This is a genomic window from Nitrospirota bacterium (assembly GCA_040757335.1).
In the GTDB taxonomy this organism is placed as follows: domain Bacteria; phylum Nitrospirota; class Nitrospiria; order 2-01-FULL-66-17; family 2-01-FULL-66-17; genus JBFLXB01.
Map to the genome: position 1 here is coordinate 100,633 of JBFLXB010000004.1, position 12,742 is coordinate 113,374.

At 62.6% G+C, this 12,742-nt stretch carries 9 protein-coding genes and 1 pseudogene; all 10 read left to right on the plus strand.

All coding sequences use genetic code 11. From position 1 onward, the window contains the following. Window positions 1-476 precede the first annotated feature (476 nt). The 10 genes and pseudogenes from AB1451_04115 (at window position 477) to prcA (ending at window position 12,739) form a co-directional block, all read left to right on the plus strand. A complete protein-coding gene (locus tag AB1451_04115) occupies window positions 477-4,979 on the plus strand; it encodes a fibronectin type III domain-containing protein (protein ID MEW6682098.1) in 4,503 nt (1,500 codons plus the stop codon). Window positions 4,980-4,995: 16 nt separating this feature from the next. Next, complete coding sequence (locus AB1451_04120; GenBank protein ID MEW6682099.1) at window positions 4,996-5,811, plus strand: hypothetical protein; 816 nt, start codon at window positions 4,996-4,998, stop codon at window positions 5,809-5,811. 107 nt (window positions 5,812-5,918) lie between these two features. After that, complete coding sequence (gene thiS / locus AB1451_04125; protein ID MEW6682100.1) at window positions 5,919-6,170, plus strand: sulfur carrier protein ThiS; 252 nt, start codon at window positions 5,919-5,921, stop codon at window positions 6,168-6,170. Continuing rightward, entirely contained in the window at window positions 6,163-6,936 is a 774-nt protein-coding gene (locus AB1451_04130) for a thiazole synthase (GenBank protein ID MEW6682101.1), read from the plus strand. The genes thiS and AB1451_04130 overlap by 8 nt, the downstream gene beginning before the upstream one ends. An 89-nt stretch (window positions 6,937-7,025) precedes the next feature. Beyond that, window positions 7,026-7,679: a thiamine phosphate synthase gene (thiE, locus tag AB1451_04135; protein ID MEW6682102.1), complete on the plus strand. Its 654-nt coding sequence runs from the start codon at window positions 7,026-7,028 to the stop codon at window positions 7,677-7,679. Between the two features lie 199 nt (window positions 7,680-7,878). Further along, window positions 7,879-9,495 (plus strand): annotated as a pseudogene (gene arc / locus AB1451_04140) (proteasome ATPase). Continuing rightward, entirely contained in the window at window positions 9,492-10,970 is a 1,479-nt protein-coding gene (gene dop, locus AB1451_04145) for a depupylase/deamidase Dop (protein ID MEW6682103.1), read from the plus strand. The pseudogene arc and the gene dop overlap by 4 nt, the downstream one beginning before the upstream one ends. A gap of 69 nt (window positions 10,971-11,039) precedes the next feature. Next, window positions 11,040-11,240 carry a ubiquitin-like protein Pup gene (locus AB1451_04150; protein ID MEW6682104.1) on the plus strand — a complete coding sequence of 67 codons (201 nt, stop codon included), beginning with the start codon at window positions 11,040-11,042 and terminating at the stop codon, window positions 11,238-11,240. Next, complete coding sequence (gene prcB, locus AB1451_04155; protein ID MEW6682105.1) at window positions 11,237-12,061, plus strand: proteasome subunit beta; 825 nt, start codon at window positions 11,237-11,239, stop codon at window positions 12,059-12,061. Before AB1451_04150 ends, prcB begins: the two co-directional genes overlap by 4 nt. Then, window positions 12,062-12,739: a proteasome subunit alpha gene (gene prcA / locus AB1451_04160; protein ID MEW6682106.1), complete on the plus strand. Its 678-nt coding sequence runs from the start codon at window positions 12,062-12,064 to the stop codon at window positions 12,737-12,739. Window positions 12,740-12,742: the final 3 nt, after the last annotated feature.

Genomic DNA, 12,742 nt, shown 5'->3' on the forward strand with positions numbered 1-12,742 from the left:
GGTTCTGGTGGCCCAACAACTCGTTGCCGCCCGGCACGTACGACATCCTGGTATATAACCCAGCGGCCGCGGGGGGACAAAGCACCATCTTGCCCAACGCGTTCCAGGTGCTGGCGCCGACGCCGGCTATTGGGGCAACGACGCCCAGTTCGGTGATCTACGATGTTTCGGCTAGCCAGACGATCACGATTACCGGCTCTGGTTTCGTCGTGGGGGCGACCGTGACCATTGGCACCCCGCCTGGCGGCCCATGCCCAGCTCCACCACGAAGCACCTGTCTGACGGGCGTGACGGTAAACGGGACCGCCCCAACGCCTGCGACACCGTTTGTCCATGTCAGCGCCGGTCAGATCCGTTTCTATTGGAGCAATACCTCGTTGGCGCCTGGACGTCTGTATGACGTTACTGTGACCAACCCGGCGGCTGCAGGTGGGCTCTCGACCACGTTGGCTGATGCTTTCCAAGTAACAGGACCGGTGCCGCGTGTCACCAGCGTCGCGCCCTCATCTGTTGAGTACAACGAGACGCCGAGCACCAGCGTCCGGGTGACCGGGCAGTTCTTTTACGAACCCCCTCCGGGAAGTCCATCGTCTGATCCCTCCTACGTGACGGTGGGGACGTTGGTCTACCCCTGTGTTCTGGGTGCCGGTCCAGCCACGTCCGGAACGCCGTGCGTGCACATTGATCGACGCAACATCGACTTCTATTGGCCTAACACGGCCCTGGCCCCTGGTGCGTATACGGTGCAGGTTACGAATCCCGCATACGCGGGAGCGGAATCGGGTGGGCTCGCAAACGCCTTCACAGTCACCGCACCGCAGCCGCAGATTCAACCAAACGGTATTCGCCCGCTGGCAGTAGCGGCCAACATCACCCCGCCGCGTGTGGTGGACGTTGCCGGCGTCGATGATGCGGCCAATCACTTCGGGTTCGTGCCGGGCGCCACACTCACCCTGACCAACACCGCGACCACGGCATCGGTACCCCTTGTGTGCAACGCGGGGACTGTTCCGAGTGCCTCTGCCCGCTGTGTGTTCGTGGGCCCTGGGTTATTGCGATTCTTTTGGGACACCGCATTCTTGGGAGTGGGCTCGTACGACGTGACGGTGGTCAATCCCGCAAGTCGCGGGGGCTTGGCCACGCCTGAACCCGGCAGGTTCCGCGTCACCGCGCTTCCCGAACTCATCAACGTGGCGCCGAGCACGGTGGGCTCGGGCGCTCGCAGCGCGGTGGTCGAACTCACGACCGCCGGGTTCCCGAGCGGATCAGTGGTTCGCATCGGTGTGCTCAATGCGAGTACCCCGCCGTACGTGGATACGCAGGATGTCCAGGTGACGATGCGGTCGGCGTTCCGTGCGTTTGCCTCGGGCGACGGGGGAACCGTGGTGATCGACGTGGCCGAGGATCAAGCGCAGCCGGCCGATCGCCTGCTCTGGGTCACGATCACGAGCGCGGATGGCCAATATCGCTTTACATGCCCGGATCCGGCGAATGGTGCGGAAACCTGTACCTCCGGACTCACCATTACCCCACCGCCTGTGGTCACTGCGATCACACCGGCGCTGGGGGTCGGGGCTAGCAATAGGACCCTGTCCATTGCCGGCGATCGATTTGTCGCACCCGGCACCACGGTCACGCTGCCGACCGGCATAACCGGGACGTGCCCGGCGGCGAACGCGACAACGATCAACTGCACAGGGGTTGCCGTGGCGGCGACCGTGGCGCCGGGAGATGTCTCTGTCATCGTTACCAACCCGGACGGCGGCCGCACGACCGGAACCCTGACGATCAATGGGCCTCCCGTCATCTCGTCCGTGACACCGGCGTCTGGAACGGCAGGGGCTTCCTTGACGGTTCGCGTGCTCGGCTCGGGCTTCCAGGCCGGGTTGCTCCAACCGGAATTCGGTGACATTACGGTGAACAGCTTCCAGCGAATCGACGCGGCAACGGTTGACATCAATATTACGATCCCGCCGGGTGCCGCGGACGGCTACCGATCGCTGACGACTACCAACCCGGACGGCGGGGCGGGGAGCGCACCGCAGGCTTTTTACGTCGGGACGTTGCCGTCGGATACGGCACAGGTTTTGGCAACGTTCGGCGAACAGGGTGAATCTCTCGTTCAGTACCGGCGTTCCCTCGGCCAGGCTTGGGGAACACAGATCGACGGCCCCATACTGTCCTCACCTCCAGTGTGGCAGGTCATGAAAGCCAATCCCACCCGGGATGAGCGCTTGTTGGCGGTGGTGGACGACCAGCGCCGTCTCACGGTGCACGTGTGGAACGGGCAGACGTGGGCGAATGCGCTGGCGGCCGCGTCATCAACAGGGCTGGCACGACCGTCGCAGACTGTTGACGTGGCGTTCGAGCAGCAAAGCGGACGTGGGGTCGTCGTCTACGCCACCAGCGATAGCACGACGTTGCGATACCGTCTGTGGGACGGAACAGCGTGGAGCGCCGAGGCCTTCGTCGAGGATCTGGTGAACGGCCAGCAGACAACCGGTCGTCCGCTCTGGGTCCGTTTGGAGGCGCGCCCCACCACGAACGATCTAGTGCTGGTCTACGGAGACCAGAACAACGCGATCGCGGCCGCGGTGTGGCGAGGGAATCGTAACCAGTGGGAGGACTCGGTGCTGCTCACCAACGCGGCGGCCAGCCATGAGGCGCCGATTTTCGATATCGCGTTCGAGCGAGCGACGGGCCGAGCCATGGTGGTATGGGCCACTGGAAGTGAGACAACGCCGCATTACCGTATTTGGAGTCGTGACGCGAGTGATGTCGGGGGCTGGCAGGCCGAGGACGTGGCGCCGTCCCTCGGGGTCACCACGGGCCAACCGATTCGCGCGCTTCGCGCGGTGGGTGACGGGTCCAACGGGGCCGGCGTGACCAATCGAATCGTCCTGGTTGCCAGCACGGGGTCCGCAGCGCCGGCCCTGGTAGCGGTGGTGTGGGACGGCGTCCAGTGGTCCGCCAGCACTCAAGTACTCACACCAACACTCCGAGCGCAGGACGGGGTGCGCGGTTTCGACGTCGTGTCCCAGGGTGCCAACGGGAACTTCCTCGCGGTGTATGCGACCACGGCGAACCCCAACGGCGTGTCTCGAACCTACGCAATGGCAACCGGTGCCTGGTCAACGGTGGAGACCGACGTGGCACTTCCGGCGAGCGGCTCACCCGCCCTTTCCTTCCCGGCCTGGACCGAGTTGGCGTCGTCTCGTGGCATCAACGATGTCGCTCTGAGCCAATTCGACACCCTCGGTCGTGTCCTGCTGGCGCGTTGGAATGGAGCCGTATGGTCGGCCGCAACCGAAGCGCAGTCCTCGGGCTCGGGTCTTGTAGGCGCGCCGCCGGTGGCCGGCAAGAGCGTGGCCGTGACGCTGGCGCAACATCTGAGAGGGCTAGGGCCAGCAATCACGCCGCCGTCCTCCATTGCGGATGGCATTCCGCCGGGCACACCGACGCTGTCGGCCGGGACCGCGACGATCACGACGGTACCTCTTTCGTGGGCGGCGGTCGGTGACGACGGGACGGGTGGAGGCCGTGTGCTCCGATATGAGTTGCGAATGTCGTCAGTCTCGTCGAGCTCGGTCCGGAACGTGATGCCCACCCAGGATCCCGGTGGAACCGAGACCCTGACGGTGTCCTCGCTGTCGGCTGGGACTTCGTATGCCTTCGACATTCGCGCGATCGACGACGCCGGCAACGTGTCAGCATGGTCAAATGCCGTGACGGTGACCACGGTCACTGACCAGCCGCCTCCGGCCGTGTCCCTGACGGTGGCGCCCGGGTCGCCCCCGACGGCGAACTCGATTGCAATCCAGTGGACGGAGCCTTCGGATGATTCGGGGCCGATTGATGGATACCAGGTGCGGTACACGAACGCGGCCACATTTGACTTTGATTCGGCGATGCCTTACACGCTGCATCTGCCGACCGTTTCGGGGGGGAACGCCTCGCTTGTGATCGATGGGCTCGTGCCCAATACGACGTACCGAATCGGCGTGAAAGCCATCGACGCGGTTGGCCAAATCGGGAGCTTATCCAACGTCTTGGCAGCCACGACCACCGTGAATGGCGCCGACATCACACCTCCAGCAGCGGTTACGGACCTCGCAGTCTTCGGAGGCGCGACCACGAGCAACTCGTTGTTGCTGCAATGGACCGCGACTGGTGACGACGGGACGGCTGGGGTTGCCAGCGCTTATGAGATACGGTATGCGACCATTCCGTTGGCCGCCGCGAACTTTTCCCAAGGAACGTTGATCGGCTCGATGCCGCCTGGTCAGCCTGGCACCGCGCAAGAACTGCCGGTACGCGGTTTGATGTCTAACACCACCTACTACTTCGGACTCCGGGTGATCGATGACGGCGGGAATCCCTCATTGCTATCAAATGTGGTCATCGTGCGGACGGCTCTCCGGAGCGGGTACACGATCGTATCGGTTCCTCTCTTGTTATCGCCCCCAAACAATACTCCTGACGTCGTTTTTGGCGACGACGTCGGTCTTCCCCCGTATGCCTATCATTGGCTGTCGTCAGGGCCCACGGTCGCCGATGGCTGTTACACTGGCACCGTGTCCCAGCCTGCGTTTCCCACGTGTGCCCCGCTCACGTTGATCCAAACGGGATCGGCATACTATCTGTACGCTGCGGGAACCCTCGCGGTGCTCGATGCCGCAGGCACTCCTGTGGCCGCTGGTACGTTCGAGGTGGACCTCGTGGAAGGCTTCAATATGGTAGGGAATCCGTATGGACAGCCGATCAGTCTTGCCGATGTCAGCGTCAGACGGGCATCGACCGTGCTGTCATTCGCTGCTGCGGTGGCACAAGGCTGGGTGGGTGGCGCGATGTATCTTTATGACGGAGCGGCCTTCCAGGCGTATGGCCCTGGAGACCCTGCCGCGGTGTTTCACCCCTGGAACGGTGCCTGGATCGAGAGCCGCGTGGCCGACGCGGTGTTGATCTTCGCGGCTCCGTAGGGTCGAGCTTATGAGGATGAGCGCGCTCAAACGGAAGTGGATCTTAGCGGCCCTGGCGGGATGGTTGGCGGCCGTGGTACCGCTGGTCGCTTCTGGGGCGGAAATTCAGCTGACGGTCTCGGTTCCGCACCCGGATGCGGAAGGCGGTGTGGCGACGAATCGCCTTCGACTGGGGATGACACCGTCGGCCACCAATGCCTTTGATCCGTCGCTCGACCTGAAGGCGTTCCCCTCTCCGGGGTTGTCGGCAGCGGTGTGGCATCCGGAGTATGCCACCGCACAGCAGTCCTTGTGGTGGGACCTCCGCGAAGATGCGTTTCCCCAGGTCTGGGAGGTGGAGGTGAGTTCGGATCGGCCCAACGCGAGTATCACGATCAGCGGAGCCGCGCCGCCCACAGTTCCAAACGACTGCTCACAAGGTCAATGGACCCTGCGTGACACGGAAACCAACCAAATCTTCGAACTCGGGGTCTCGCCACTGACATACCAGTATCTCAACACAGCAGGCGTGACACGCCGGTTCGTGGTCCGCGCGGACGAACTCTCCGCAATGTCGCCCCCGGAGCCGCAGAACCTCTGGAGCCCTCGCCAGGGGAGGGCAAGCGTCTACCTGGCGTGGTCCGGTACGGATGATCCGTCCACTCGTTATCACGTGTACCGAGAAACCGCCCAAGGAACCGTTCGGTTGACGGAGACCTCGATCGCGACCGCGAGTTTTGTGGACACCGGCGTTGATCGAACCGTCCCCCTCACCTATCGCATCACTGCCGTGGCCGAGAGCGGATGCGAGAGCGGGTACTCGACCCCGTTCACGCTCGCGCCGCATCGTTGATGCGAGTTGACCGATGTGCGCGGACCGGATCACTCTATCCGCGCCCGGTTGTTTGACTTCGATTTCCTACGCTCGATATAATTTGTTCGTTCCTCCGCCGCCTACTGATGTCCTCGATCCGCGATCAACGCCGCCTCGACCGTCCCGCGGGTATCGCGATCGCGGTAAATGGCACCATCACCACCGTGGACCACGGAACCACCGTGACACAGATGTTGAACCAACTGGGCATCGTGGCCCCGCGCGTGGCGGTTGAGATCAACCTCGCGGTCATTGATCGCGAGGCGTTCGAACGGACGACGCTGCGGGAGGGCGATCGCGTCGAGATCGTGAGTTTTGTGGGGGGTGGCCATGGGTGAGCGGTGGCGGATCGGACCGATCGAGCTCAAGTCCCGCTTGATCGTCGGCACCGGGAAATTTAAAGACTTTGCCGAGACCAAGCGGGTCATCGACGCGGCCGGCGCGGACATGGTGACGGTCGCGGTTCGGCGGGTGAACATTCTCGACCGCTCCAGCGAAAATCTCCTCGATTATCTGAGTCCGAAGGATTACCATATCTTGCCGAATACTGCGGGGTGTTATACCGCGGAGGATGCCGTGCGGACCGCGCGACTGGCGCGTGCGGCGGGGATTTCGGACCTCGTCAAACTGGAAGTGATCGGCGACCAGCGGACGCTGTTTCCCGATAATGAAGCGCTGTTGGCTGCGGCGAAGACGCTGGTCAAGGAAGGTTTTGTGGTGTTGCCCTACACCACCGACGACCCGGTGATGGCCAAGAAGCTGGAAGAGGTCGGGTGCGCGGCGGTGATGCCGCTGGCGGCGCCGATCGGCTCGGGCCTTGGCATCCGCAACCCGTACAATCTGCGGATTATCTTGGAAACGGTTCGGGTGCCGGTGATCGTCGACGCCGGGGTGGGTACGGCCTCCGACGCGGCAATTGCGATGGAACTCGGGTGCGCGGGTGTGTTGATGAACACCGGGATCGCGGGCGCCAGCAACCCGCTGCTCATGGCGGAGGCGATGCGTGATGCCGTCCGTGCCGGGCGCCTGGCTTACCGAGCGGGCCGCATCCCCAAAAAGCTCTACGCCACGGCGTCGAGTCCTCTTGAGGGCATCATCGAATAGGTCCGCGTCTCGGTTTGCCGTACCACGCCTACGGCCACGACTCGTTCCGGAGGGGCATCGGCGAAGTTCCCGGGGGAGTTGCTCGCAGTATGCCCCCTGATTGGCTGCTCTATCTCATTACCGACCGACATCGAGTCGGCTCGCGCGGCCTTCATGTCGCGGTCGCGGACGCCATGCGGGGCGGCGTTCGCGCCGTTCAGCTTCGCGAGAAAGACCTTCCTCTGCGGGCGTTCCTCCCTCTGGCGGCGGAGATCCGGAAGCTGACGGCACAGATGGGCGCCCGCCTGCTCATCAACGGTCGCGTGGACGTCATGCTGGCGGTCGATGCGGACGGCGTCCATTTGAGATCCGATAGTCTGCCCATCCGCGCCGTCCGCGGCGTGATTGGGCCGAATAAGTTCCTGGGAGTCTCCACACACTCGCTTGTGGAGGTGGAGCGCGCCGCGGACGACGGAGCGGATTTTGTGACCTTCGGCCCGGTGTACGAGACTCCGGCAAAGGTTCGATACGGCGCTCCGACCGGGCTCGATGCGTTGGCGACGGTATGCCGCCGGGCCCGTGTCCCGGTCTACGCGTTGGGCGGCATCACGCGGGCAAGGATTCCCGAGGTCGTGGCGGTCGGGGCGTACGGGGTGGCGATCATCGGGGAAATTATGTCTAGTCGGGATATCGAGCATGCGGCGCGAACCTGTCTTGGCGCTGTGAGACACGCGACGAGCCGCCGTTCGGTTGACCCAGGGTAGGCCGGGTGTTAGAATTGATTTGCCGTACCGGAAATACTAGAAAAGTATCACCAAGAAAGGAGGGGCTATGAGCGAGTCGAAGCGCCAAGTGGGCAAGCTCAACGCCTTGAAATCCACCCTCCGCAAGCTGCAGGACCAGTTGTCAGGCAGCGAGTCCGGCGACGCTTTGGGATACCGGCGCGAGATCGACCGCCTCCAGCAACAGGTTCGTCTGATCGAAGACGAGCTCCGAAAGACTGAGCACTCAAAGGATCAGCTCGACCAGGCGCACCGCCAGAACGAGAAGCTGATCCTGGCCCTGCAGGAAGCTCGTGAGCAGATCGAGGCGCTGCGCCAGGAAGTCGAGAAGCTGACCGCGCCGCCATCCTCGTTTGCGGTCTTCTCCGACGCGAATTCCGACGGGACTGTCAACGTCTACGTGGCCGGGCGCAAGATGAAAGTCAACGTGCATCCCAGCCTCAAGGTGCCCGAGCTGCGTCGGGGACAACAGTTGATTCTCAATGAAGCCCTCAACGTCGTCGAAGGCCGAGATTTCGAGCTCCAAGGGGAAGTCGTCCGGTTGAAAGACCTCCTGGAAGACCGGCGTGCGATTGTCATGCTTCGGGCCGATGAAGAGCGCGTCGCGGAGATCGCCGCCTCGCTCGACAGCGAACGGTTGAGCGTCGGCGATCACCTCCTCTTCGATACTCGATCGGGATATGTCTTGGAAAAACTTCCCAAGTCCGAGGTCGAAGAGTTGGTTTTGGAAGAGGTTCCCGACGTCAGCTACGAGCAGATCGGGGGACTCGGGGACCAGATTGAACAAATTCGGGACGCGGTGGAATTGCCGTTTCTCCATCGCGAGCTGTTCGCCGAGTATCGGCTCTCGCCGCCCAAAGGGGTGCTCCTCTACGGTCCGCCGGGATGCGGGAAAACACTGATCGCCAAAGCCGTCGCGAATTCCATCGCCAAGAAAATGGAGCATGTCTCGGGTCGCGAAGTGAAGAGTTACTTTCTCCACGTGAAAGGTCCCGAGCTGCTCAACAAATACGTGGGAGAAAGCGAGCGACAGATCCGGGAGGTCTTCAAGAAGGCCAGGGAAAAGGCGCAGGAAGGGATGCCCGTGATTGTATTCTTCGACGAGATGGACTCGCTGTTTCGTACCCGTGGAACAGGGATCTCTTCTGACGTCGAAGCGACGATCGTGCCGCAGTTTCTGGCGGAAATCGACGGGGTCGAGAGTCTGCGGAACGTCATTGTGATCGGGGCGAGCAACCGGCAGGACCTCATTGATCCCGCCGTCCTGCGCCCGGGTCGCTTGGATGTAAAAATCCGCATCGACCGACCGGACCGTCGAGCCGCGAAAGAGATTTTCGGGAAGTACCTCACCGCTGATTTGCCCTACCACAATCAGGCCGCGGAGCCGGGCGAGGTCCTGGTGGGGGGCCTCATCGACCGAGTGGTCGATCAGATGTACAGCACCGCCGACGAGAACCGGTTCCTCGAGGTCACCTACGCCAATGGCGAGAAGGAGACGTTGTACTTCAAAGACTTTGTGAGTGGGGCGTTGATAGAGGGTGTGGTGTCGCGCTCCAAGAAGTACGCGATCAAGCGGACGATCGCAACCGGAGAGCGGGGGATCCGTATCGAAGATCTCCTCAAGGCCGCGCGGGACGAGTTCCGTGAACACGAGGATCTCCCGAACACGACCAACCCCGACGACTGGGCCAAGATCGCGGGGCGCAAGAGCGAGAAGATTATGCACGTCCGGACGATGACCGGACGTGCGACCGAGTCCCGCTCCGTTGAGACCGTCACCACGGGCCACTATCTATGACTCCTCGGATCGTCGGGACTGAGACCGAGTTCGGCGTCGCCGTGCGAGGCGCAACCGATTCGGACCCCGTCGCCAACGCCATTCTGCTCGTCAACAGCGTCCGTGGGATCCCGTCTCGTACCGCGTTGTGGGATTACGAAAACGAGAACCCGTTGGTCGACGCCCGCGGGTTCGAGGTGGAGGGGGAGAAGGAGCGGCCTGCGCCCGACTACAACCGGCTGCTCAACAAGCTTCTTCCGAACGGCGGTCGCCTCTACGTCGACGGCGCCCATCCGGAGTACTCCACTCCGGAGTGCGCCTCGATTCTGGATGCGGTGCGGTACGAGCGAGCGGGCGAGCGGGTGATCGAGGATTGCCGGATCGAGGCCAACCGGGCCTCGGGAGAACCGCGGTTCCTGGTTTACAAAAACAACACCGATGGCAAGGGCAACAGTTACGGATATCACGAGAACTACCTGGTGGCGCGCTCCGTGCCGTTTGCCATGCTGGTGGCGCAACTGGTCCCGTTTTTCGTGACGCGTCAGATTTACGCGGGCGCGGGAAAGGTTGGCGCGGAGAATCGCAGCGATCCTGCCGAGTACCAGATCTCCCAGCGCGCCGACTTTTTCGAAGTGGTGGTCGATCTCAACACCATGGTCAAACGGCCGATCATCAACACCCGAGACGAACCTCACGCCGACAAGGCCAAATACCGTAGGCTCCACGTGATCGTCGGAGACGCGAACATGTCAGAGGTCGCGACGTATTTGAAGCTGGGCGTCACGTCGCTGGTGGTCGCCATGATCGAGAATGGCTACCTGACGAAGGAGCTGAACCTGGCCAACCCGGTGAAGGCGATCAAAGACGTGTCGCGCGATCTCTCCCTCCAACACCCGATTGAACTGGAAGACGGTCGACGGTGGACGGCGGTGCAGATTCAAGAGTATTATTTGAACATGGCTCACCGTTTCTGCGCCGAGCGGGGCGCCGACGCGGAGACGAAAGACGTTCTTTCGCGATGGGAACGCGTGTTGCGGCTGTTGGACGAAGATCCACGGCAACTGTCGCGTGAGGTGGATTGGGTGATCAAGCGGGATCTGCTCCAAGCCTATGTGGATCGACGGGGGTGCGGCTGGAGCGACCCCCGGGTGACGATGATGGACCTGCAGTATCACGATCTTCGCCCCGAGAAGGGCCTGTTCGCCGCGCTTGAACGCGGAGGGTACGTCGAGCGGCTCGTCGACGACGCCGCCGTGGCCAACGCGGTGACCGAACCCCCTTTCGACACACGGGCGTATTTTCGTGCCCGCTGCCTCCAAAAATTCCCCCAGCAGGTGTACGCGGCCAGTTGGGCGTCGGTTCTGGTTGACGTGGGGCAGGCCGCGGTCAAACGGATTCCGCTTAATGACCCCGCGCGCGGAACCCGCGATCTGGTCGGGACGCTCTTGGAGGAAGTCGAGTCTGTTGATGCGCTGGTATCCCGCTTGAGCGCTTAGCCCAGGACGTGGGAAACCGGATTCGCAGGGCCAGCAGGGGGTGGTGAGACCGGTAAGGGGGTGATGACTATGTCTCAAGAAAAGAAGCGCGACGGCAACAAGAAAGTGGGACGTCGGGACGAGGCGTCTGCAGCGTACAATCCCGAGACCGTCGAGAAGGGCAAAGAGATGAAAGAGGACATCGACAAACTTCTCGATGAGATCGATTCGGTTTTGGAGGAGAACGCCGAAGAGTTCGTGAAGAACTATGTGCAGAAGGGGGGCGAGTGACGGTGGTCGTTGACCCGGGGCCGCTGCCGACGAATTTCCTTGGGTCCAGTTTCTACGATCTGCTGATCTCGCATTACCCGCACTTGGGTCCGAGGTTGACGCCAAGCGAGTTTCCGTCTTCCGGGTCCACACCGCCTCTCGCCATGGCTGTGCCGCACGGCACCACCATTCTCGCGGTGCGGTATGCCTCGGGGGTGATCGTGGCCGGTGACCGTCGCGCGACCGAGGGGTATCAGATCTCGGGGCGGCGGATCGAGAAGGTGTACAAAGTCGACGAATGGTCGGCGATGGCGATTGCAGGCGCGGCCGGGCCGTGTCTTGAAATGGTGCGCCTCTTTCAAACCGAGCTCGAGCACTACGAAAAGATCGAAGGAGCGCCGCTTTCGGTTGACGGGAAGGCGAATAAGTTGGCGCAGATGGTCAAAGGGAACCTGCCCGCGGCGTTCCAGGGGCTGTTGGTGATTCCGATCTTCGCCGGGTTTGACCACCGACAGCAAACGGGCCGCATCTTCAAATACGACGTGGCGGGTGGGCGCTACGAAGAGACCGACTACCATGCCACCGGCTCGGGCGGAAAGGACGCAAAGACGACCATCAAGCAATATTTCAAGCAGGGACTCAATGAACAGGAGGCGCTCGGCGTGGCCCTGGAGGCCCTGTTTAATGCCGCCGAGGAAGATGTCGCGACGGGTTCGCCGGATCCAGCCCGTGGGATCTTCCCCACGGTGAAGATCGTGACGGCCCAGGGAATCTCCGACGTGCCGCCTGCAAGGATCGAACCGGTGTACGCGGCGTTCTTGGACAAGCGACGGGAGCGATAGATGGCCCTGCCGTATTACGTCTCGCCTGAATTGATCATGCAGGACAAGGCGGAGTACGCGAAGAAGGGCATCGCCCGTGGCCGATCGACGGTGGCGATGGAGTATGAGCACGGGTTGGTGCTGATGGCTGACAACCCCAACGTCTCCCTGAACAAGCTGTCTGAGATCTACGACCACATCGCGTTTGCAGGCGCGGGCAAATACAGCGAGTTTGAGAACCTTCGGAAGGCCGGGATCCGGCACGCGGATATGAAGGGGTACTTGTACAGTCGTGAAGACGTGACCACCAAGTCGCTGGCGAATGCCTACTCGCAAACCTTGGGGACGATTTTCAGCCAGGAGATCAAGCCGCTCGAGGTCGAGATCCTGGTGGTCGGGTTGGCTGAAGGCGAGTCGACCGAGATCTACCGGATTTCCTTCGACGGGAGTATCTTCGACGAGCGGCTGGTGGCGGTCATCGGTGGACGATCTGAAGCCGTTCTCTCCCATCTGAAACAACACGTGGACGGGCCACGGCCGCTGCAGGCCGCGCTCAAGCAAGGGCTCGACGCGCTGGAAAGCGTGGGGCACCAGGGGGTACGGCTCCAGCAGATGGAAGTCGCGGTGCTGGACCGCCGGCGTCCGGGGCGGAAGTTTCGTCGGCTCGCACCGGCGGAGCTCACCGAACTCGCAGGGTAACGA

What these genes read in the sequence shown, in the direction of transcription:
- AB1451_04120 (MEW6682099.1), top strand. Translation starts at nt 4,996, where the DNA reads ATGAGCGCGCTCAAACGGAAGTGGATCTTAGCGGCCCTGGCGGGATGG.
- thiS (MEW6682100.1), top strand. Translation starts at nt 5,919, where the DNA reads ATGTCCTCGATCCGCGATCAACGCCGCCTCGACCGTCCCGCGGGTATC.
- AB1451_04130 (MEW6682101.1), top strand. Translation starts at nt 6,163, where the DNA reads ATGGGTGAGCGGTGGCGGATCGGACCGATCGAGCTCAAGTCCCGCTTG.
- thiE (MEW6682102.1), top strand. Translation starts at nt 7,026, where the DNA reads ATGCCCCCTGATTGGCTGCTCTATCTCATTACCGACCGACATCGAGTC.
- dop (MEW6682103.1), top strand. Translation starts at nt 9,492, where the DNA reads ATGACTCCTCGGATCGTCGGGACTGAGACCGAGTTCGGCGTCGCCGTG.
- AB1451_04150 (MEW6682104.1), top strand. Translation starts at nt 11,040, where the DNA reads ATGTCTCAAGAAAAGAAGCGCGACGGCAACAAGAAAGTGGGACGTCGG.
- prcA (MEW6682106.1), top strand. Translation starts at nt 12,062, where the DNA reads ATGGCCCTGCCGTATTACGTCTCGCCTGAATTGATCATGCAGGACAAG.